The 22794-nt window shown below is 37.8% G+C and carries 22 protein-coding genes; all 22 read right to left on the reverse strand.

Going from position 1 to position 22794, the window contains the following annotated elements:
• Positions 1 to 22 precede the first annotated feature (22 nt).
• Entirely contained in the window at positions 23 to 229 is a 207-nt protein-coding gene (rpmE, locus tag ACUN8G_RS06290; RefSeq protein WP_437346451.1) for a 50S ribosomal protein L31, read from the reverse strand.
• Between the two features lie 67 nt (positions 230 to 296).
• The gene (locus ACUN8G_RS06295) at positions 297 to 950 is read right to left on the reverse strand and encodes a hypothetical protein (protein WP_437346450.1); all 654 of its coding nucleotides are present in this window, start codon (positions 948 to 950) and stop codon (positions 297 to 299) included.
• 3 nt (positions 951 to 953) lie between these two features.
• On the reverse strand, positions 954 to 1544 hold the full coding sequence (locus ACUN8G_RS06300) for a sigma-70 family RNA polymerase sigma factor (RefSeq protein WP_437346449.1): 591 nt from the start codon (positions 1542 to 1544) through the stop codon (positions 954 to 956).
• A gap of 93 nt (positions 1545 to 1637) precedes the next feature.
• The gene (holA, locus tag ACUN8G_RS06305; protein WP_437346448.1) at positions 1638 to 2648 is read right to left on the reverse strand and encodes a DNA polymerase III subunit delta; all 1011 of its coding nucleotides are present in this window, start codon (positions 2646 to 2648) and stop codon (positions 1638 to 1640) included.
• A gap of 104 nt (positions 2649 to 2752) precedes the next feature.
• The gene (locus tag ACUN8G_RS06310; RefSeq protein WP_437346447.1) at positions 2753 to 4222 is read right to left on the reverse strand and encodes a sodium-dependent transporter; all 1470 of its coding nucleotides are present in this window, start codon (positions 4220 to 4222) and stop codon (positions 2753 to 2755) included.
• Positions 4223 to 4834 carry a peptidylprolyl isomerase gene (locus tag ACUN8G_RS06315; RefSeq protein ID WP_437346446.1) on the reverse strand — a complete coding sequence of 204 codons (612 nt, stop codon included), beginning with the start codon at positions 4832 to 4834 and terminating at the stop codon, positions 4223 to 4225. It lies immediately after the preceding gene.
• 1 nt (position 4835) lies between these two features.
• Complete coding sequence (uppP, locus tag ACUN8G_RS06320; protein ID WP_437346445.1) at positions 4836 to 5702, reverse strand: undecaprenyl-diphosphatase UppP; 867 nt, start codon at positions 5700 to 5702, stop codon at positions 4836 to 4838.
• Between the two features lie 8 nt (positions 5703 to 5710).
• Positions 5711 to 6358: a hypothetical protein gene (locus ACUN8G_RS06325; protein ID WP_437346444.1), complete on the reverse strand. Its 648-nt coding sequence runs from the start codon at positions 6356 to 6358 to the stop codon at positions 5711 to 5713.
• A complete protein-coding gene (locus tag ACUN8G_RS06330; protein ID WP_437346443.1) occupies positions 6351 to 7406 on the reverse strand; it encodes a lysylphosphatidylglycerol synthase transmembrane domain-containing protein in 1056 nt (351 codons plus the stop codon). Before ACUN8G_RS06330 ends, ACUN8G_RS06325 begins: the two co-directional genes overlap by 8 nt.
• Positions 7393 to 7968 carry a LolA family protein gene (locus tag ACUN8G_RS06335; RefSeq protein ID WP_437346442.1) on the reverse strand — a complete coding sequence of 192 codons (576 nt, stop codon included), beginning with the start codon at positions 7966 to 7968 and terminating at the stop codon, positions 7393 to 7395. Before ACUN8G_RS06335 ends, ACUN8G_RS06330 begins: the two co-directional genes overlap by 14 nt.
• The gene (locus tag ACUN8G_RS06340) at positions 7968 to 10421 is read right to left on the reverse strand and encodes an FtsK/SpoIIIE family DNA translocase (RefSeq protein WP_437346441.1); all 2454 of its coding nucleotides are present in this window, start codon (positions 10419 to 10421) and stop codon (positions 7968 to 7970) included. Before ACUN8G_RS06340 ends, ACUN8G_RS06335 begins: the two co-directional genes overlap by 1 nt.
• Positions 10422 to 10444: 23 nt before the next feature.
• On the reverse strand, positions 10445 to 11164 hold the full coding sequence (locus tag ACUN8G_RS06345; RefSeq protein ID WP_437346440.1) for a 2-phosphosulfolactate phosphatase: 720 nt from the start codon (positions 11162 to 11164) through the stop codon (positions 10445 to 10447).
• Between the two features lies 1 nt (position 11165).
• Positions 11166 to 12248: a glycine cleavage system aminomethyltransferase GcvT gene (gene gcvT, locus ACUN8G_RS06350; protein WP_437346439.1), complete on the reverse strand. Its 1083-nt coding sequence runs from the start codon at positions 12246 to 12248 to the stop codon at positions 11166 to 11168.
• A gap of 1 nt (position 12249) precedes the next feature.
• A complete protein-coding gene (gene fsa / locus ACUN8G_RS06355; protein ID WP_437346438.1) occupies positions 12250 to 12897 on the reverse strand; it encodes a fructose-6-phosphate aldolase in 648 nt (215 codons plus the stop codon).
• A 43-nt stretch (positions 12898 to 12940) separates the two neighbouring features.
• Positions 12941 to 14494: an Rne/Rng family ribonuclease gene (locus ACUN8G_RS06360; protein ID WP_437346437.1), complete on the reverse strand. Its 1554-nt coding sequence runs from the start codon at positions 14492 to 14494 to the stop codon at positions 12941 to 12943.
• Between the two features lie 21 nt (positions 14495 to 14515).
• Positions 14516 to 15583, reverse strand: coding sequence for a tRNA dihydrouridine synthase (locus ACUN8G_RS06365; protein ID WP_437346436.1), 1068 nt, complete (start codon positions 15581 to 15583; stop codon positions 14516 to 14518).
• Positions 15584 to 15637: 54 nt separating this feature from the next.
• Positions 15638 to 17758, reverse strand: a complete 2121-nt coding sequence (gene pnp / locus ACUN8G_RS06370) for a polyribonucleotide nucleotidyltransferase (RefSeq protein WP_437346435.1) — start codon at positions 17756 to 17758, stop codon at positions 15638 to 15640.
• Positions 17759 to 17768: 10 nt separating this feature from the next.
• Positions 17769 to 18038, reverse strand: a complete 270-nt coding sequence (rpsO, locus tag ACUN8G_RS06375) for a 30S ribosomal protein S15 (protein ID WP_437346434.1) — start codon at positions 18036 to 18038, stop codon at positions 17769 to 17771.
• A 92-nt stretch (positions 18039 to 18130) separates the two neighbouring features.
• Positions 18131 to 19096 (reverse strand): bifunctional riboflavin kinase/FAD synthetase, encoded by a 966-nt coding sequence (locus ACUN8G_RS06380; protein ID WP_437346433.1) that lies wholly within the window; start codon positions 19094 to 19096, stop codon positions 18131 to 18133.
• Entirely contained in the window at positions 19083 to 19805 is a 723-nt protein-coding gene (gene truB, locus ACUN8G_RS06385; RefSeq protein ID WP_437346432.1) for a tRNA pseudouridine(55) synthase TruB, read from the reverse strand. Before truB ends, ACUN8G_RS06380 begins: the two co-directional genes overlap by 14 nt.
• Positions 19777 to 20136 carry a 30S ribosome-binding factor RbfA gene (gene rbfA, locus ACUN8G_RS06390; RefSeq protein WP_437346431.1) on the reverse strand — a complete coding sequence of 120 codons (360 nt, stop codon included), beginning with the start codon at positions 20134 to 20136 and terminating at the stop codon, positions 19777 to 19779. The genes truB and rbfA overlap by 29 nt, the downstream gene beginning before the upstream one ends.
• Position 20137: 1 nt before the next feature.
• The gene (gene infB, locus ACUN8G_RS06395; protein ID WP_437346430.1) at positions 20138 to 22786 is read right to left on the reverse strand and encodes a translation initiation factor IF-2; all 2649 of its coding nucleotides are present in this window, start codon (positions 22784 to 22786) and stop codon (positions 20138 to 20140) included.
• Positions 22787 to 22794: the final 8 nt, after the last annotated feature.

A 22794-nucleotide genomic window follows, 5' to 3' on the forward strand; every position in this document is an offset into this window, starting at 1 on the left:
CCCACTTAAATACAGAAAAAAATTATGCTTCTTTAATGCCGTATTTTTTCTTAAACTTTTCTACGCGTCCTGTAGAGTCAACAATTTTCTGTTTACCAGTAAAAAATGGATGGCATTCAGAACAAATTTCGAGTTTTATACTGCTTACAGTTGAGCGCGTAATAAACGAATTACCACAGACACAGGTAACTTCACATTTTCTGTACGTTGGATGTATTCCTTTTTTCATCTCAGAACCAATTAATTTAATTTTAGGCAACAAATTTAACTATGAAAAATGAAAAAACCAAATTCACCTATTTCAATTCCTTTTGTAATTGAGACGAATCGGCAGCTTTTTTAAGAGAATCGATCATTTTCCTGTATTTTCTAATCATTTCCGGATCAGGATTCCGACGCACGAAAAATCCGTCGAATTCGGGAATATCCTCACCAGCTTTCACAACGCTTCCCTGTAATAAAGAAGAACGTTTATAATTTTTACCTGCAATATAATCATCCAGTGCAACCGACTTTCCTGGCAAAATGGGATAATTACGTACATTACCCTTTTGCTCCTCGATTTTGTCGGTAAAATTATCTTCCCGGGATTGCAATATATTCTCTTTAGAACTTTCCTTTTTTTGAGTCGATGGAGTGGTCTGGTGATTAAGTTCGCTTACAATAACCTGTGGTTCGGACATCAATGGATCTTCGTAATTTTGTTCACCAGGAAGGAATAGAACAAATAGCACTATTACCGTAGCCACAACAACCGTAGGAGCAAGGAAACGGATCAGTCCGAACTGCATTCTCTCGCTTTGGTTAGCATTCCCGAAATTACCGTTTTCAATACGTGTCATAAGAACGTATTCGAAATTATCATCGGCTTTGATGCGAGGAAGCTGTCTGAGGTCTTCAATTAGTTTTGAATATTTTTGCTCTTCATCATTGTAACGGTTTACTTCCATAGGCTACTCGTTATATATGTTTTTTAATAATTTTTGTAATTGGTTTCTTCCGCGATTAATTCTCGATTTTACTGTTCCCAGAGAAACATTTGTAATCTCAGCAATTTCTTCATAGCTGAGACCTTGAATATCCCTAAGAATTACCATTTGTCGATAGACCGGTTTAATTTTCATCAAAGCTTTCTGAATATAGTCATTCTTGATATTGCTGTCGGTTATGCGATCTGGGAGGTGAAAGGATTTATCTTCTACCTGGATTTGTTTATCTTCATCCGAATTTGTAAGCGAGAGAATTGACCGACGACGTCTTCTCTTTAGTTCATTTTTTGCTAGATTTCCAGCAATCGTATAAATCCACGTGGAAAACTTGGCAAATTCTCTGTATGAGTCCTTATTTAAATAAAATTTTATCATTGTATCCTGGACTATATCACTACATACATCCCGGTCGCCGACAAACCGATATACAAAGTTCATTAAAGGGTCCTTATAACGTTTAACGAGAATTTGATACGCTTCCAGATCATTTGTTTCCTGAAACCGTTTAATTAATTCTTCGTCAGTAAGTTCATTTAATATACGATTGTTAGGCAATTATACTCGTCCATTATTGAGTTTGTTTCAAACAATATTTAGATAATTGGCTCAAAAATAATGAAATAATATTAGTTAATAGGTAAAAATTTTTCAACCGATAATTTTAGCCAGAAGTTGTGTTACTATATCTTTCGGCTCTGTTTGAGTAGTTTTAACTGCAAGATCTGCTTCATACAAAGCTCTTGCCGCTTTTCTCAAGCGACTTTCATTTAATAGAAATTTCGCCTTTTTACAATTTATATAGTAAAACCAGCTAACCCCTAATTTAGTAGAGGCTTCCCTGTCATTTATGTTCATCCGCATAAGTTCCAGCGTTTGAGTAATTGTCAGTACATATTTGGACATCATATTAATCAACATCGCAATTTCCATATTGGAGTCGAGCAGATTGAAAGAAATCTCGAGCGCTCTGGCAATATTACCCACACCAATTGCATCCTGCAAATCGAAAATGGTATAAGTTCTTGTTGGATTAATTAATTTTTTAATGTCTTCAAATTCTGCATCCGGTTTAGAGATGAGATAATCGGCTATTTTGTCGAGCTGAGAATTTAAAAGCGATTTACTTTCACCAACTATTTCGATAAAAATGCGTATTTGTTCCTCGTTAAAATTAAGATTCAATTTTCTCATACGATTGGTTAGCCAGTTAACAAGATCCTCGCCACTTTCTTCCATTGCTTCGTATAAGTAGCCTTTCTCATTCAGTAATTTAAATGGTTCTTTGTTGAGTTCGGTTTTTTCAGCATATTGAAGAATTACTAATACTGTAAAATCGGGAGGATTATCTAGATAGTTAACTAATTCCTTTTTGTTGTTAATATTTTCAAAATTTTTTATGATTAGTAATTTTTTACCACCTCCGAAAGGGAAAGCAAGTGCGAGGTCAATTATCCTGTTTATATCTTCGCCCTTTTCTGCTGCTATTATCTCCTTATCAAATTCAGAATTTATTTGTGGCGCCAGTTGCTTCTGAAGATAATCGACAGCCGACTCGAGCGAATACTGGTCGTTGCCGCATAAATAATAAACTGGCTTAAAAATTCCCTTCTTAATCTCTTGAATTATTTGATTTACGGATTTAACCGATTTTATTGCCATTGCTTTTCTTCATTTTTTCTTTTTTAATTGCTTGCCACAAAAAATACAAAAAGCCACCCCACAAAAGTAAAATTATAAACGCTCCATAGATAACTGTTAACAATTTAATAATCCTTAGCTTTTTTGTAATTGTTATATATGCCGTTCAAAATAATAAGTAAAATTATTACACTACTCCATTGGAATAAACAGGTACCCAGATTATCTCGATGGAAAGGATGCCACCATTGTGGATCCCAGGAAGTTGATGAAAATAACCACCAGAAAATTAAAACAATTACTTCAGCAGGTATAACAAATTTAATCAATCCGTTGAACCAACTACCAACTTTCAAGTCGCTATCGGGGTTATTGAGTATCCCCCTTCGGAATCTATCTACGCCGTATTTATTTATAGCCAGGGCAATGAAAGCCCCGCTTATCAAAAGAGCAATACCCCAGACCCAATCCTGATTGATTAAAAAGTCTACATTTAATGCCGACGGAATTCCAAAAATAAATCCCGCTGAACCAGCAGCCAATATCGATTTTTTCCGTTCCATTCCCACATCGCTCAAACTTTTAGCAGCCAGTTCAACCATAGAAATCAGGGAAGTTAATGCTGCAAAAGAGAGAGCCATAAAAAAGAGAATCGCAAAGATTCTATTGAGCCAGACATAATTGGACATTTTACTGAACAATGATGGTAAATAAATAAATGTCAGTCCGGTATTTGCAGGTCCAGATTCTGAAATTATCGAAAGCGGGGAATCACCGCCTAGAGCAAAAACAGTCGAGAAAATAATCATTCCAGACAATAATGAAATAGAATTATTACCAAAACCAATTAGAGCTCCGTTAAGCGTAACGTCTTCTCTCTTTTTCATGTAGATAGCATAAGTCATTATTAATCCCCATCCGGCTCCTGTATCCCATGCATTTTGAGTTAGTGCATTTAACCAGACACGGTAATCGAATAGATATTTTTTTTCTGGAGTGAAAAAGAATTTCAGGCCTTCAATAGCACCAGGCAATGTAACAGCTCGGACCAGGAGTATGAAAAGCACCACCACAAGCGAGGTTACAAGTACTCTGTTTACCTTTTCAATTCCTGCTGTTATCCCTCTATAAATTATAGCGGAGCTAAGCAAAATAGCGATGAAATGAAACAATAAAGGTAGAATTCCAGAGCTAAAATTATTCCAGTAATTCATGTGGTCAGTAGTAATAAAAAGCGCTCCGGTTAAAGAGGAATAAAGATAATATAAAGCCCAGCCTGTAACTACCGAATAATAGAACATTATGGCAGTTGATACAAATGCAACGAAGGCACCCATCCAGCCGCTCTTTTCTCCTGCGAAGTACCGAAATGCAAAGAAAGGAGATTTTCTGGCAGTTTTGCCAAATGCAAATTCAGATATTATAAGAGGTAAAGACCATAAGAATAAAAATATAAGCCACGGTATTAAAAATGAACCACCACCGTTTGTGGCTACTATTCGCGGGAATCGCCAGATGTTTCCCGTACCAACTGCAATTCCAAGCGTAGAAATTATTAAACCCCACCTTGAAGAGAAAAACTCTTTCTGACTCATCTAATACTTTCTTTTTTCGACGGTAACGTTTTTTATCGACACCGGTATTACGGGTCTGTCGTTTTCATTTGTAGGTACCAGGCTGATTTTTTCAACAATATCCTGACCTTTACGAACCTTCCCAAAAACGGTATGCTTTAAATTGAGCCATGGCGTTGCTGCTACAGTTATAAAAAACTGGCTTTTGTTTGTATTTGGACCTGAATTAGCCATAGAAACAGTACCAGGCGAATCGTGCTTCAAATCCGCTGAGAATTCATCTTCAAATGCTTCTCCGTAAATACTTTTACCTCCCATCCCGGTTCCTGTGGAATCACCTGTTTGTATCATAAATCCTTTAATAACGCGATGAAAAATCACACCGTTATAATATCCCTCTTCGGAGAGGCTAACAAAATTTCGAACAGTTCTGGGTGCTGCAAAAGGGAACAATTCTATTTCGATTATTCCGAAATCGGTATCGAGTATTGCATACAATTTTTCATTATTATTTAGAGTCAAAAGACTATCAATTTTATCCGGTTGGGCAAAATCTGATTTTTCTTGCGATCTGCATCCGATAAATATTAATACTATAAATAAAACTAAGAAGATGGTTTCTGTCTTTTTCATATCACCCGTTAATAAGTTGAAGCTGCAATAACAATAAAATTATTATTCCAGCGCAGATACGATAGACTACAAACAAGAGTGTGGTTTTCTTTTTAAGATAGCGGAGCAAAAATTCGATTGAAAGATATCCCACGACTGCAGAGGAAAGAGTTGCCACACCCATGTTAATTATTTGTCGCATATCGATGTACTCAAGCGCTGAATATAATTCATAAAGACCACTAGCTAAAACAGCCGGGATGCTCATTAAGAATGAGAATCGAGCTGCTGTTTCTCTTTCCAATCCAAGAAAAAGTCCGGCAGTTATTGTAGTGCCCGATCGCGAAGAACCTGGTATTAATGCAATTGTCTGAGCCAATCCAATTATCAACGCATCGTACCATTTTAAATCTTTCATACCTCGTTTGTATTTACCAGTTTTATCAGCTATGAAAAGGATAACTGCCAGCACAATAAGGTTAGTAGCGATAACATAAAGATTCTTTGTAAAGACTCCTTCAATAAAATCTTTGAATAATAATCCGACAACTGCAACGGGAACAGTAGCCAGGATAAGGTACCAACCCATCAGAGAATTTTGAGATTGAGTAGTTAAATTAACTTTCGATTTTTTATTAAAGAATGCAGCAATATTTTCTTTCGTAAAATCAACGGCAATCAACTTAATATCATTATAAAAATAAACCAGAACTGCCAGCAAAGTGCCCAGTTGAATTACTGCAATAAAAGCAGTCCAGCGCTCGGGATTTTCCAGCGAAATGAGATTCATTAATTTGCCAGCAACAGTTAAATGTCCGGTACTGCTTATTGGCAAATACTCGGATAAGCCTTGAATTATTCCCAATAAAATCGATTCTATAATGTTCATAAAACTCCTTAAAATGAATAAACTATACCCAATTTAATTCCTCCGGAAATAGAATTTAAATTCACAGCATCGCCAGTAGCAAAGTTGATAATTTTTTTATCAAGTTCCTCGTTGTACAATTCATTAAATGAATCGTATCTCAAGTCGATACCAACGGATACGTAAAAATTTCTATCGATTTTTGTAACGCCTTCGGTTTTAATTATGATACCGTACCCGCTTGAATTATATCTGGTTTCTGTAATAATTTTTTCTGTAAATTCTATGAATCTTACTCCTCCCCCTAAACCAAATTTAAATTTATAACCCTCTCCTTCAATTTTATAAAAACCCAGCAAGGAAGGGCGATGTATCATGTACGATAGCTCGTTTGCACCACCAAGCAGTGTGACGGTATATGAATCGATTAACAAACTGTATTCAATCCCGGGTTGAAAATCTTTCAAGCCAGCGTAATCCAATTCAATTGAAAAGTTAGCAGCGGAAGAAAATGTGGATAATTTTTTCCCGTAAGGGCCATAAACTGCATTGACGTAGTCTCTGTAATCCGGAGCCGATTTAAAATCCACTCCCATCGAAATGCCTAAATCCCATTGTGCATTGAGAGTAATTGCAGAAACTATCATAAAAATTAAAAACAGATTATACTTATTCATGATTGCTTTTGAAAACTGATACAAAATTTTCTTTAGGTTCCCCTCTTTGCTTTCTTAATTGATTTATCAAGAATAATATTAAAGCCGTTCCGCCTATAAACACAACGTACTGTATAAAGTGGGTAAGAATAGCATAAGCAGCACTTATTTCAAAATCGAAATTATACAATTGTGTTAGAACGAAAATGGAAACCATGTGGTAAGAGCCAGTGCCACCAGGCGTGGGTACCAAGGTACCGAAAGCGCTTATTGCCATAAACACCCAGGCCATTTTAAAATCGACAATACTGTAGGATTCCATTCCCAGCATATAGAAACCAACCAGAGTATTGAGAGCATAGAGATAAAACATCAATACAGTAAAACCGATTATTTTTATAATGTTTTTTTTACCTTTGATTGTAGCAAAACCTTCAATAAGCGTCTGGAAGCCTTCGTCGATTTTATGCTTAAATTCAGGGCTCATCCTGTCGAGAAATTTGAATAATTTGTCGGAAAAACTAGACTGGAATTTAACAAGTGCATAGAGCAGTAATACTGCAACAACAATAAAAACGAAACCGATACTGAGTGCCGGCCTTAGCCAAGGTATTTTTGTATACAAATCGCCGGAATAAAAATAGACACTCAATATTGAAGCAATGCCAAATGCGGCAATATCGATAACGCGTTCGACGACAATAGATCCAAGCATCGTACTACGCGATATTTTTTCCCACTTCCCGAGGAATAATCCTCTATAGAGTTCACCCAATCGCGGCAAAACGCAATTAACTCCGTACCCCACCATAACAGCACCAAAAATATTCAATGAAGAAGCATTATGTTTTATGGGTTGAATCATAATTTTCCATCTCAATGCCCGAACATAATGAGACAACACAAAAATCAAAATATAAATGGCAAGCCAGAAATAAGATGTATCCGCTATTAAACCAAATGCTTTCCGAAGATCGATTCCCCGAAATGCAAAATAGAGAAATGCAACCGTTAAAACGGCAGATATTACGTAACCGCTGTATTTGCTATTTTTTTTATCGAAGATCAATAATCCGTATCCCTTTTGGAGGCACAAATGTAAAGATTTCTTCTTTTATATTGACGTCGGTCTTTATATTATTAAACTCGATAATATGAGTCTCTCCATTGATGTCGGTTAGTTCGATTTTTTTAAAAAAATCATTCGAAGTTTCGATTGTAATTTTCTTGAAATCTTCTTCAATTTTTGGTATTAAAACGAGATAACTTTTGCCCGACTTATCTTTGAAGCTACTCACTTTACAATTCTGTGGCAAATCGAATAAATATTTTTCAATTGAAAAAGACGACGGCTCACTTTTTATGTCGCTGATAATTACTCTTTTGCCTTTAATATCGTAATTCCAGAGTGATCTGGCATCTGAAATAATTTTACGTGTGTCTGAATCGATAACAAATTTATTGTGTTTCTTGTAGTAAATTTTCCCGTTAATATTAGTGGTAGGTGAGCTAAATTGAAAGTTCGCAGTAAAACTATCAATTGAATCAAATTTTTCCTGTAATTTTTTTAACAAGGGGTCGGATTGAACGAATAACGAAACAAGTATGAGCAATAAAACGGAGCGCAGCATTAGAGTGACCTTAGAATAGTTTCAAGTTGTTCTTCACTTTCGACAATAACCTCACGGGCTTTACTTCCTTCAGATGGACCGACAATGCCAACTTGTTCCAGCTGGTCGATAATTCTGGCGGCGCGAGAGTAGCCTAATTTTAATCTTCTTTGCAGTAACGACACTGAACCCTGCTGATGTCGCACAACTACACGTGCCGCTTCTTCAAACATCGGATCGAGATCAGAAAGTGAGTCGTACATTTCAGATTTTTGTTTTTCCTGCAACGAGGGCAACAAGTATCTTTTCGAATAGCCCTTCTGCATATAGATATGATTAACTACTTTTTCGACTTCCTCTGTCGATATGAAAGCATTTTGAATTCTTATTGGTTTTGGCATACCCGTCGGCAAAAAGAGCATGTCGCCTCTTCCCAATAATTGTTCGGCACCGTTCATATCCAGAATTGTTCGTGAGTCGATTTTTGAAGCCACCTGATACGCAATACGTGAGCTGAAATTAGCTTTGATTACGCCGGTAATAACATTAACTGAAGGTCTTTGTGTCGCGAGGATGAGATGAATTCCCACCGCCCGTGCCAGCTGTGCCAGTCTCGCAATCGGCTCCTCAACTTCTTTCCCAGATGTTATCATAAGATCGGCTAACTCATCGATAATGACAATTATGTAGGGAAGTTTATGATGCTTCATTTCTTCGGTATCTTTAGGTTTGGTCCGGGGATTCAATACTTTTTTATTGTAGTCCATTATGTTGCGTACACCGGCTTTGGCAAGTTTGTCGTATCTTTTTTCCATTTCAAATTCAACCGCTTTCAAGGCGAGCAATGCATTGGAAGGATTCGTAATTATTTCTTCATTTAGATCCGGCGATACGGCAAGAAAATGTTTCGATAATTTTTTGTAGAATGAAAGTTCTATCTTCTTCGGATCAATAATTACAAATTTAATATCAGAAGGATGCTTTGAATAAAGAAGACTATTAATAATCATATTAATGCCGACGCTCTTTCCAGAACCAGTTGAACCTGCAATGAGGAGGTGAGGCATTGCTGCCAGGTCTGATATGAAGACGTCGCCAGAAATAGTTTTACCCAATGCCAATGGCAATTCTGCTTTAGAGTTGTTTAGTTTGCTGAGCACCGAATAAGCTCTTACTATCGAAGCTTCGGCATTCGGGATTTCAACACCGATAGCACTCTTTCCTGGAATTGGAGCAATTATTCGAATTCCTCTCGCAGCCAATGCAAGTGCAATATCGTGTTCGAGACTAACTATTCTGCTGATCTTAACTCCAGGAGCGGGAACAATTTCGTAAAGCGTAACCACAGGTCCGGGAGTTACAGTAATATCTTCAATTTGAATATCGAAAAGAGCCAGCTTATCTTTCAGAAGTTGAGCATTACGTTTAAGTTCGCTTTCGTGAACTTTTATCTCTTCTTCTTCCGGTTTCTTTAGCAATTCGAGTGTAGGAGGAATATAATTAATTTTTTCTTCCCACTGGTCAGGTAAATCGGCTTCATCACTAAAATCCGGAGCTTCTTCCGACTCAATCTCTTTAACTTCTTTTGATTTTTTCTTCTCGACCAATTCTGCTTTTTGATCAGATTCACTTTCGATAGGAAGATTTTCTTTATTTAAAATTTTAATACGGGTTTCAGTTACACCTTCATCATCTGCTTCAGGATGCTTTTCTTCAGGCTCTTTCTCTTTTTTTCGTAATAATTTTTTCAGAGGACTCTCTTTAGAATCGCTGGTATCCACTTCTTTATTTATTTTAACTTCCACATCGTTTTCTCGATTAGCCTTTGTATCTTCAAAATACGGGAGCAATTTATTATATAAAGTACTTAGTTTTATGTCGAATGAAATTATTAGCGTAGCAATCAAAAGCGTAAATAAAAATATGATGCTTCCGAGTCCTCCCATGAGTCTGCTCAAAACCATCCCGAGGAATTTTCCGATATTGCCCGATAGTTCGTAAACGTCGGGCAATAAACCAATTTCAGGTGCTGATTGTAACACTCCGAAAAATGTTGAAAGAATCAAACCGGTAGCGATAAGAAAATTTGTAATATAGATCGAAAGTTTAACTTCTACTCCACTCAGGATAGTATAGCCCCAGAGGAAAATTACGACTGGAAATATCAGCGAGAAATATCCGATAGTAGAATGGATAAAGAAATAAGCGAGATAGGCACCAATAATGCCCAGCCAGTTATGAGCATTGGCAATATTCTTGCTTAGCTCTGCGCTTGGGCTTAACAATTCATAAAGATCTTTGAAGGTATATGAAAAAGCAGCTTCGTCTGCTCTTGAGTATGACAGAATACTTAAAAATAAAAAAAGTGAAAATACGATCAGGGTTAGCCCCAGTAGCTTTTTCTTTTTTCTGGGAGTAATAATAAAATATTCTCTCTCGGCGTTATTGTTTTTTTTTGTTTTCTTTTTACTCATCTTTCAATTAGCTATCGGAGTTTTCATAGTCTTTTCATCGTTCCAGAAACATAGTATGGAATAATATCGGTAGAACCAATTTTTGCACATTCGAGAATATCGTCTTCAAATCCATTTTCTATTAATAGCCTGCCGTGTTCAGTGTTACAAAGGAAATTGAAAAGATTTTTGGTATTGCTATTACTTATAATCAAACTTGCACTTGCTGAATCCGAGAGTTCGAGATTTTCTGTTAGTTTTTTAAGTTCATTAATTAAGACGCCGGCGCAAACCGCATCTTCCAGATTAAACATCCCGTTAGTTCCGGCACAAACTATTTCGAAATCTTCATTAAGCTGGAGCATATGACGTGCGATTGCAGGCAAATTATTAAAAGAACATGCAAACAGGTTTTTACTGAATTTAGCTTTTACAATAGTTTTGCTTCCATTCGTAGTATAAAAAATAATTGACTTTCCAGCAACTACTTCGGGACGGTATTCAAGCGGCGAATTTCCCAGGTTAAAGCCTTCCACCATTTTGGTATTTCTTTCACCACAAAGAAGTGTTTGGCTTCTAAAAGCGTCACCCGAGATTTTCATTGCAAAATCGAGTGTACTTACTGGAATAATTTCTCGTGCTCCATTTGCCAGGGCAGTTGTAATTACAGTGGTTGCCCGCAGCACGTCGATGACCACAACTGTTTTACCGGTAAAATAGAGTTCATCTAAAAACAAGTTCGAAAAAAGTACATTAATTTTCATATCAGTTTTTGATAAATGGTAATTTAGTTACAATAGCTGGTACTTCTTTACCTCTTATAAGAAAATTAACTCTTGTACCTTCAGTAGCGTAGTTGATGTCAACATATCCGAGCGCAATAGCTTTTTCGATTATCGGGCTGACAGTACCACTTGTTACTTTACCGATAATATTTCCATTGGCTGTAATTTCATAACCGTGACGTGGAAATGCTTTTTCCTGGGAGACTATGGGCGTCAGTTTCCTTTTTAAACCGTTTTCTTTGATTTGAAGAAGTGCTTCTCTACCAATGAAATTATTCTTCTTTAATTTGACTACCCATCCAAGACTCGCTTCAAGTGGGTTTGTGGTTCTGTCAATATCATTGCCATAAAGACAATATCCCATTTCAAGACGCAGTGTATCTCTCGCACCCAATCCCACAGGTTTGATATTGAATTCACTGCCGGCTTCGAAAATTGAATCCCAAATTTTTAATGCTACTTCTTCGTCGCCTTTGAAATAGATTTCATATCCAAGTTCGCCTGTGTATCCAGTCCTCGATATTAGAGTATCAATTCCAGCAATCTTTGCATTGAAAAAGTGATAATATTCGAGATTCAGTTCGCGATCACAAATTTTCTGAAGCACCGTTTTTGAATTTGGTCCTTGTACAGCCATTAGCGAGTATTCATCGCTTTCATCTATAATTTCGACATCGTATTTATTATTTCTCAATAGCCAATCGTAATCTTTATCTTTATTTGCAGCATTAACCACAAACATGTATTCATTTTGATTAATACGATAAACCAGCAGATCGTCAACTATACCGCCATCTTCATAACACATTAACGAATACTGAACACGTCCGTTTGTAAGAACTGATGCGTCGTTAGTTGTAACAAATTGAACGAAATCAAGCGCATTATCGCCTTTAATTATAATCTCCCCCATATGAGAAACGTCAAAAACACCGACATTGCTTCTTACAGCTTTATGTTCTTCAATAATTGACGAATATTGAATAGGCATCTTAAAGCCGGCAAAATCGACAATTTTAGCGTTTAGTTTTTGATGAATCGAATAGAATTTTGTGGATTTCATGTTATTTATTCTCTAGCTTTTTCCAGTCATTTAAGAATTTTTCAAGACCAATATCTGTCAGAGGATGTTTAAATAATTTTTCGATTACATCGAAAGGCATCGTAGCCACGTCTGCACCCATCATAGCAGCTTCGACTACATGGAGTGGATGACGAATACTCGCAACCAGCACCTGTGTTTTGAAATTATAATTTCTGTAGATCTGAATTATCTGTTCAATTAAATCCATACCGACATGACTGATATCGTCGAGTCTTCCTACAAAAGGGCTTATGTACGTAGCGCCGGCTTTTGCAGCAAGAAGTGCTTGCGTGGGGGAAAAGCAAAGCGTCACATTTGTTTTAATTCCTTCTTCGGAAAGTGTTTTAACTGCTTTAATTCCTTCTTTGATAAGAGGAACTTTAACCACGATATTATGATGTATCTTTGCCAGTTGTCGAGCTTCTTTAAGAATTCCCTCATAGTCTGTAGAAACCACTTCGGCACTGATAGGACCATCTACAATCTGGACAATTTCATTTAGCAATTCGATAAAGTCCCTTCCTTCTTTAGCAACAAGCGATGGATTGGTTGTAACGCCGTCGAGCAAGCCGTAGGAAGCGGCCTCCTTTATATGATCGATATTAGCAGAGTCGATAAAAAACTTCATTGCATCCTCTCATTTTTTAATGAAAAATTTTACTGACGTAAAATTAAGCAAATTCTTCGGTTAAATCCTCACCCGTTTTTTTAGAATAAATTTTGAACATCTGAGGATTCATCTTTTCGTCTTCTTTGATCTTAAGCCTGATAAAATATTTTAGTTGAATTTTTGTCAAAGGCGAAATGAAGCCTTCCCGCATTTTTTCTGCTGTTATTGGGTGAACGTGAAGAACTAAAGATTTATTCTTTCCTTCGAGTCGATAACGTTGCAACCATTTTTCGATCTCATGAATAACGCTCGAAGTTTTAGTCAATAATCCTGTTCCATTACAATAAGGACACGGTTCGGTCATCGACTGAACAATATTTTCGCGCACGCGCTGGCGGGTAATTTGCACCAAACCAAATTCAGTCATTGGTAACAATGCTGTTTTAGCCCGGTCTTTGCGGAATTCTTTCTTAAGTTCGTCGTAAATTTTCTTTCTGTTTTTTTCATCTTCAAGGTCAATAAAATCGACGACAATCAGTCCTCCGATATCGCGCAGTCTAAGCTGACGTACAATTTCTCTGGCAGCTTCGAGGTCAGTTTTTAATGAATTGAGTTCCTGTTCTTTTTTAGCAGCATATCTGCCGCTGTTTACGTCGATAACTGTCATTGCTTCAGTATGCTCAATTACGATATGCCCTCCGCTGGGCAGCGGAATACGGCGTCCCATCAGCAGTTTTATCTGCTCGTCGATTTTGAATGTTGAAAATATTGGCTCCTCACCTTTGTAGTATTCTATTCTATCAACCAACGAGGGTTGTACAAACTGGACATAATTTCGAATTTCCTTCCATAGTTTTTTCGAATCGACAAACACTTTTGAAACGTCAGCGGTAAATAGATCGCGTATGACGCTTATTGTAGTACTCAAATCTTTATATAGTAGTGCTGGAGGTTTCTGTTTTTTTGCTTCTTCCTCGATATCTTTCCATATTTTTACAAGATATTTCAGGTCGGCCGAAAGTGCTTCTTCGTCCTGATCTTTTGCTGCGGTTCTTATGATCAGTCCGCAGTTGTCGGGAAGAATTTCACGTGCAATTCTACGGAGCCGTTTTCTTTCCTTGATATCTGTAATTTTTTTAGAGACGCCAATTTTATCGTCCATTGGCAAAAGGACGCAAAATCTACCTGGTATGGAAATCGACGATGTTACTCTTACGCCTTTATCTTTGACAGGTTCTTTCAATATCTGAACTAAAATTTCCTGACCTTTATGAAGGCGAACGAAAGTTTTTTCTTTCTTTTCAGGTTTTTGAATTTCTTCGCCGTTATCATTCTCGTCGGCATCCAATTCGTCGTCGTCTTCGAATATTCCTTGAAGAGCCTCTGTCCTTTCTCCTATATCCGAAAAATGAAGAAAGGCATCGTGTTTTAATCCGATATCAATAAAAGCCGCGCGAATTCCGGGTAAAACTCTGGCTACCTTACCGAGATAGATATTGCCAACCATTCTTTGTTTTTCAGGATGATCGACAAAAAAATCGACAAGGTTTCCGTCTTCTGTAATTGCCACCCTATTTTGAGTGGTCGAGCTACTGATAATAATTTCTTTTTTCATCTATAAAAACTCTGTTAGTTGTTACAATAAAGCTTCGAATTCATCTGTTTCGAGCCAGTACAAAACTTTTTTTCTGAATCGATGATCGATTTCACTATTAATAAAGCTATCTACGCCCGTTTTTTTAATGTGCTCTGCGTGCTGGTCTACCACCTCGTATAGTTCATCATAAATTAAAACGCTAAATACTTTTTTGAGAATTAATTCCAGCTCTGGATAAAATCTGAAGTACCAAAGGATTTGCCTCTTCCCTTTGTCAAGGGCATTTACTGGACCGTACTCATTTTCGAGTAATTTTAAATGTTCCTTCAAAACGCTGACAGCTGTTGTAATGTCCGGATGTCCAGGGTCAAATCCTTCTGAAGAGAGTTTGTTATATCTCTCAAAAATAAATGGATTTCCGAGAGCACCACGGGCTATCATTGCCGAATAACAACCGGTAATTTCCATCATTTTTTTTATGTCATTTGGACTGAACAAAGATCCATTTCCTATTACTTTCAAGTTTGTGGATTCTCTAATTTTTCGAATCCATCCCCAATCAACTTCCGAGTCGTATCTTTGTTTTTTCGTTCTTGCATGAACGGTAATATAAGAAGCACCGTTGTTTTCGACTGCCCTAACAATATCGAGGATATCGATATTCCTGTCGTCATAACCGAGTCGGATTTTAACCGAAACAGGTATGCCGTTCGAATTTTTAGTCATCGAATCGATTAGTTTACCGATTCTTTTTGGATCTTTCAAAAGTTGCGCACCCATATTGCACGAAGTGACTTTATCGACAGGACAACCACAGTTGAGGTCAATAATATCGGGTTTATAACGGACAATTTCTTTGACCGCCTCGCCAACAATTGAAGGATCGTTGCCCAGAATTTGAACACCAATTGGTTTTTCTGCCCTGTCAAATGCCAGATATCTCAGAGTATTGAAGTCGCCTTCGACAACACCCAGTGCACTGACCATCTGCGTAAATACAATTCCCGCGCCGTGTTTTCTGGCTATTCTTCTGAACGGTGAGTCGGTAATCTCTGCCATTGGAGCCAAAAAAAGTCGATTTCCCAGATCGAGATTACCGATTTCCATTTAATCACTCATATTTATTTAAAAAAACGACGCCGGTTTATCACCGGCGTAATATTACTTTTCGGAGGATCCCGAAGTGTCTGTAGTTTCCTCTTCATCTTTTTCTTTTAACAATGCTTTTCTCGAAAGAGAATATTTATTTCCTTCAATACTCAGCAGTTTTACTCTAACAATATCTCCTTCTTTTAGAACGTCACTTACTTTGTCGATCCTCTTATTGTCAATTTGAGATATATGCAATAATCCCTGTACACCAGGCAATATTTCGACGAAAGCACCAAAGTCGGCAAGTCGAACTACTTTTCCGTTATAATTCTTACCAACTTCTGGGTCTGCCGTGAGCCATTTTATATATTCACGCGCTTCTTTAGCCAGTTTTGAATCATTTCCCGAAATATTGACAGTTCCATCTTCTTCGATGGCAATTTCCACATTATAGTCCTTTTGTATTTTCTGAATAACTTTTCCTCCGGGTCCAATAACCGAGCCGATTTTGTCGGTCGGTATCTTTGTCGTCAAAAGTGTAGGTGCATACGGGGAAATGGTACTACGGGGTTCTGCAATAACTTCGTTCATCTTCTCCAGGATATAGATTCTTCCTTCCTTTGCCTGAGCAAGAGCTTTTTCCATTATTTCATACGAAATACCCTGAATTTTAATATCCATCTGGAATGCTGTGATGCCGTCTTTTGTTCCAGCCACTTTGAAGTCCATATCACCCAGATGATCCTCGTTGCCTAAAATATCTGAAAGAATTGCATACCTGTCACCTTCTTTAATCAATCCCATAGCAATGCCGGCTACTGCTTTTTTAATCGGCACACCTCCGTCCATCAAAGCTAATGAACCGGCACAAACCGTAGCCATTGAAGACGATCCGTTCGATTCCAGTATGTCGGAATTAAGTCTAATCATATATGGAAATTGGTCTTCCGGTGGAATTAGATTTTTCAGAGCTCTTTCTGCAAGATTACCATGACCAATTTCACGTCTGCCAACTCCAGAATACTTGCCAACTTCACCTACGCTGAAGGGAGGGAAATTATAGTGTAGTATAAAACGCTTTCTGAATTCTGTCATTAGTCCATCAATTATTTGCTCGTCTTGTTTGGTACCGAGCGTTAATGTCGTTAGACTTTGTGTTTCGCCGCGTGTAAAAAGTGCCGAACCGTGTGGACGTGGCAGCAGCCCAACTTCAATCGAAATTGGACGAATTTCAGTAGTTTTCCTGCCATCGAGGCGTAATCCTTCCTGAAGGATCCTCTGACGCATCAATTCTTTTTCCATATCGTGCAGGATTGTTTTAATTGCTTTCTCCTGCTCGGGGAATTTTTCGCTGAGTTGTTTAATAACTTCTTCTGCAAGTTCTTTATTCTTTTGCGAGCGCTCTTCTTTCGTAAGAACAGACGCCACAATTGTTTTCATATTATCGTATGCCAGACGATTGACTTCGTCTACAAGATTTTGATCCAGTTCAACTTCAGGCACTTCCATTTTGGGTTTGCCACAGAGTTCACGTAGCTCATTTTGAACTGCCACAATCTTTTTGATTTCCTGATGAGCGAATTTCAATGCATTGAGCATATCTTCTTCGCTTACTTCTTTTGCTTCGCCTTCAACCATCATAATCGACGATTCTGTTCCAGCTACCACGAGTTCGATATCGCTCTCTTCTATCTCCTGAAGGGATGGATTGATTACGAACTGACCATTAATCCTGCCGACTCTAACCTCTCCAATAGGCTCAAGGAAAGGGATATCTGAAATGACTAATGCAGCCGAGGCACCACAGGCAGCAATTACATCGGGGTCGTTTTCATTGTCGAATGAATAAACAAAAGCAGCCACCTGCGTATCGTTATAATAATTTTTCGGGAAAAGAGGTCTTATCGGACGATCAATTAATCGTGCGCTGAGAATTTCTTTGTCGCTTGGGCGGCCTTCGCGTTTAATGAAGCCTCCGGGAATTTTACCTGCAGCGAACGATTTTTCGCGATATTCAACACTCAGTGGGAAAAAATCGACATCGTCACGCAAGTCCCCCGCCACAGCCGTAACCAATACCATTGTATCGCCATAACTTACCATTACTGCGCCGTTTGACTGCTTGGCTAATTTTCCCGTTTCAAATTTTAATTTATGTTTACCTATTTGAACTTCTTTAGTAAAAACCATTTTTGTTTTCCTACTTTCTAATGTTTAACTCTTTAATTATTGCGCGATATCTTTCAATATCTTTTTTCATCAAATAATCGAGCAATCTTCTTCTTTTACCTACAATTTGCATTAGACCTCTGCGTGAAGCGTGATCCTTTTTATGTTGGTCGAAGTGGGCTGTAAGATTATTGATTCTTTCTGTTAAGATAGCGATCTGAACTTCAGTTCTGCCACTGTCTTTTTCGTTCATACCATATTTCTTAATTAGCTCCTGCTTCCTTTCGTTTGAAATTGACATTTTGTTACTCCTTTTAATTTGTTTTACAATGTAATTCCAGTCGCAACCAGAATTAATTAGTTATTTTCAATAAAATAAATAAATTATAAGGTTTAATTTATCGATTTATCCTCAAATTTGCTTAATATTTGGAGCGCTGTTTTTTTGTCGTCTTCTATTTGTTTGATCAACATATCCACACTGTCGAATTTGATTTCTTTTCTTATTCTTTTAATCACTTCCACTTTGAGTCTTTCTCCATAGATATTTTTTTCGTATTTACTGAAATCTTTGTTTATCAAATGAACTTCAATTGTAATTTCTGGTTTCTCATTGAAAGTCGGTCTTAAACCGATATTCATAATTCCCATCAAAGAATTACCATTTAGAAAAGCGTTGACCGCATAAACTCCATTGGCAGGAAGCGCTTTATAGTTATTGTCGAGCTTAATGTTTGCAGTAGGGAACCCCAATCTTCTTCCTCTTTGGGCGCCTTTAACGACGATTCCTTCAAACGAGTAATTTCTTCCGAGGAATAAATTAGCCTTATCAATATTTCCTTCGGCAAGGGCATTTCTTATTTTAGTGCTGCTTACAACTTCGCCATTACATTTTTCGGCTTCAACGGCAGTTACTTCAAAGCCGTATTGCTTGCCGAGCTGTCTCAATTTTTCGGCATCACCCATTCGATCCCTGCCAAATTTGTGGTCGTGTCCAATCACAATATGCGATAGATTCAACTGATTTACAAGAATTTGATATATAAATTCTTCTGACGTCATTTCTGAAAATTCACGGCTGAATTTCTGGATTACAAGGTTATCGAGTTTTGTTTTATTCAAAATATCAATTTTCTCATTCAATGTTGTAAGCAATTTAATTTCGTAATCTTTTGAAATAACAAGACGCGGATGTGGTTCAAATGTAAAAAGGACCGATTCACAACTGCACTGTTCCGATATATCGAACAATCGGGACAATATTTTATAGTGCCCCAGATGGAGGCCGTCGAAACTACCTACGGTAACTACGGTTTTTCTATCCTTTTCAAACGAGAATGATTCTTTATATATGTTCATTATCTGCTAAATTCGTTACGAAATTTTCAAATTCTTCGATCCCGAAAGCGTCCTCGACCGAATAAGGACCGATTGTTGTTCTTCTCAAAGATTTAAGATAAGCTCCGCATCCAATTTTCTGTCCAAACTCGTGTGCAATTACGCGAATATATGTACCGGGTGTAACTTCAATTTCGAAATGGATATCGGGCATATCGATTTTTTTGATATCAAACCGGAAAACTTCTATTTCTCTTTCTTTACGTTCTACTTCAATGCCTTTACGCGCATATTTGTATAAAGCACGTCCGTTTTTTTTTACTGCCGAGTACATCGGAGGCAGTTGAAAAGATTTTCCAATAAAGTCTTTGGCAGTTTTATAAATAATCGTCTCGTCAATATCGGAAATCTCTTTGACTGAGTCGAATTCTGTTTCGAGGTCGTACGACGGAGTTGTTTTGCCGAGTGATATAATTCCTGTATAAACTTTATTTAAATTCGAAAACTCGGGAATTTTTTTCGTAAATCTGCCGGTACAAATAATCAGCAAGCCTGTCGCCAGAGGGTCGAGAGTACCGGCGTGTCCGACTTTTTTAATATTTACTGCTTTACGAACTCGATGAACTATATCGAAAGAAGTTTTGCGAATCGGTTTATCGATAAGAAGAGCCTCCCCGTTCAGAAAATCTGGAATATAATCATTAAACATTTTCCTTGTTATCACTTTCATGAATCTTCTTTAATATCGTCTCAATTTTTTCAACATAATCGAGTGTATCGTCGATAAAGAACTCGAGTTCGGGCACAAATCGAACTCTGATTCTACCTGCCAGTTGCGTACGAATCCAGCTTTTCAATTCATTCACTTTAGTAAGAACTTCCTCTCGTTTCTCTTTTTCGTATACTGACAAATAGACTTTCGACAATTTGAGATCGGGACTCAATTTTACACTTGTAATGGTTATCAAGCTGAGACTCGGATCCTGAATCTTATGTAAAAAGATAAGACTCAGTTCCTCCTTGATCATACTGGCTACTTTATCGATCCTGAATGAACTCATCTCAATTCAACGTTTTCTTTGTTTCGACAATTTTATATACTTCAATTACATCGCCTACTTTTATATCGTTGAAGTTTGCAATATTGAGACCGCACTCGAATCCTTTTTCAACTTCTCTAACATCATCTTTGAAACGCTTGAGGGATTCGAGTTGGCCTTCATAAATAACTATACCGTCCCTGTAAAGCCTTACCTTTCCGTTTCGGGTAATTTTACCATCCGTCACATAACAACCGGCAACCGTACCGACTTTAGGCACTTTGAATATCTGACGCACTTCTGCGGTACCGACCAATTCCTCAGAAACAACCGGTGAAAGAAGTCCTTCGAGTGCTGATTTAACAGCATTGATTGCATCGTAGATGATATTATAGAGTCTGATATCGACTTTTTCGGATTCAGCTAATTTTCGTGCATTATTATTCGGACGCACATGGAAACCAATTATAATAGCACCCGATGCTGCTGCCAATAAGACATCTCCTTCCGAGATTGCTCCAACACCCTTGTGAATAACCCTTACAGAGACTTCATTATTCGACAGTTTCATAAGGGCATCCGAAAGGGCTTCCACAGAACCATCGACGTCGCCTTTGACGATTATTGGTAACTCTTTTAAGCCGCCAGAAGATATCTGATTTGCAATTTCTTCAAGCGTAATATGTCGTACCTGTCTGTGTTCTTGTTCGCGTTTAATTTGCATTCTTTTAATGCTAATTTCGCGCGCTTCTCTTTCCGATTCAACCACGACGAAAGTATCACCCGCTTGCGGCGTCGATTCGAAACCGAGGACAAGCACGGGCGTTGAAGGGAGAGCTTCTTTAACTTTGTTCCCTCTTTCGTCGAACATTGCACGAACTCTTCCATAAGCCGTTCCTGCTATGAAGGGGTCGCCTATTTTAAGTGTACCTTTTTGAACAAGGATTGTTGCAGTGATTCCTCTTCCTTTATCGAGCTGCGATTCGATTACTGCACCGCGTGCTGGTTTGTCAGGATTAGCTTTTAAATCGAGCATTTCAGCTTCGAGCAATATTTTTTCGAGTAATAAGTCGACGTTTTTTCCTGTTTTAGCTGAAATTTCCACGCATTGATATTTACCGCCCCAATCTTCTACCAGAATGTTTCGTTCTGCCAGCTGCTGTTTAATTTTTTCAGCATTGGCATTTGGTTTATCAATTTTATTTATCGCCACGACTATCGAAACATTAGCCGCCAGAGCATGATTAATTGCTTCAACTGTTTGGGGCATCACAGCATCGTCGGCTGCCACAACTAAAACTACGATATCGGTAACCTGAGCTCCTCTAGCGCGCATGGCAGTAAATGCTTCGTGACCGGGAGTATCGAGAAATGTAATTTCTTTTCCGTCTTCGAGGACCACTTTGTAAGCACCGATGTGTTGCGTAATACCGCCAGCTTCGCCTGCTACCACATTAGTTCTTCTGATGAAATCGAGCAGCGATGTCTTACCATGATCAACGTGACCCATTATAGTAACAACTGGAGGACGCGGCTTCAAGAAATCTTCTGGTTCGTCTTCTTCTTCGACCAACTCGCTCAAATATTCTTCTTCGAGTTCCACTTCGAATCCGAAATCGGAAGCAATCAATTCGATTGTCTCGATATCAAGTCGCTGATTAATCGAAACCATCAGCCCAAGGCTGATACACTTTTGTATTACTTCGTTAACAGAAACACCCATTAAATTCGCAAGTTCGCCAACGGCGATATATTCAACAACTTTAAGTTTCTTCTTTTCCTGTTGTTTTTGCTCTATGATTTTTTCAAGTTGTTCTTGTTTTTCTTTCTTTTTCTTTTTTCTGAGCGAGGCGCGTTCAGAAATGGACGAATCGTCCATACTCATCAGTGTACGCTTAATTGCTTCTTCAACTTCTTTTTTGTCTACCTGGAATTTTTTAAGCTTTCTTTTTTTCTTGGAAACTGCTTCTTCAACTTTGTCTTCTTTTCCTTTACCCTTAGCTTTTAATTTTTTCTTCTTCTTCTTTTTAACAGGTTCTTCTGATTTTTCTTCCTCTAACTTTGGCTTTTTATCTTCGAGAACCACCTGAGGTTCTATCGGTTTTTCGGCTTCTGATTTTTCCTCTTTTTTCTTTTTCTGTTCCTTTTCAAGTTCAATCTTACCAACTATCTTCAAGCCTTTATTTCTGTTTTCTAGTTCTCTTTCTGCCGGAGTTTTAAATTTATCGCCTTCAGCCGGGGTTTCTTCTTCAGTTATAGTTTCAACTGGTTCAGATAGTGCCACTTCTTCTGCAATAGCGGATTCTTTAGCCTGAGGTTCCGGAATTTCTTCAATATGAACTGTTTCATGAATATCTTCTTTTGTAGGCTCTTCGACTGCTTTTGGTTTTTCTTTTATGGCTGCCTCAGTTTTCTCTTCAGCCTTAGGCTCTTCGCCACCGCCTCGTTTTTTCTGGAATTCCGATATCTTTTTATAATGTTGTTCTGCTTTTTCGATATCTTTTTTGAAATGGTCGCGTATGTCGCTTTCCATTTCATCGCTTAGAATCGACATATGGTTTTTTACATCGTATCCCTTCTTCTGAAGAAATTCAATGATCTGGTCTGTGGGCAAATTATATTCAGAAGCGAACTTGTAGATCCTTAATTTTTTATTTTTTACTTCCGGCATTTGAGTAC

The sequence above is a fragment of the Melioribacter sulfuriphilus genome (genome assembly GCF_052656625.1).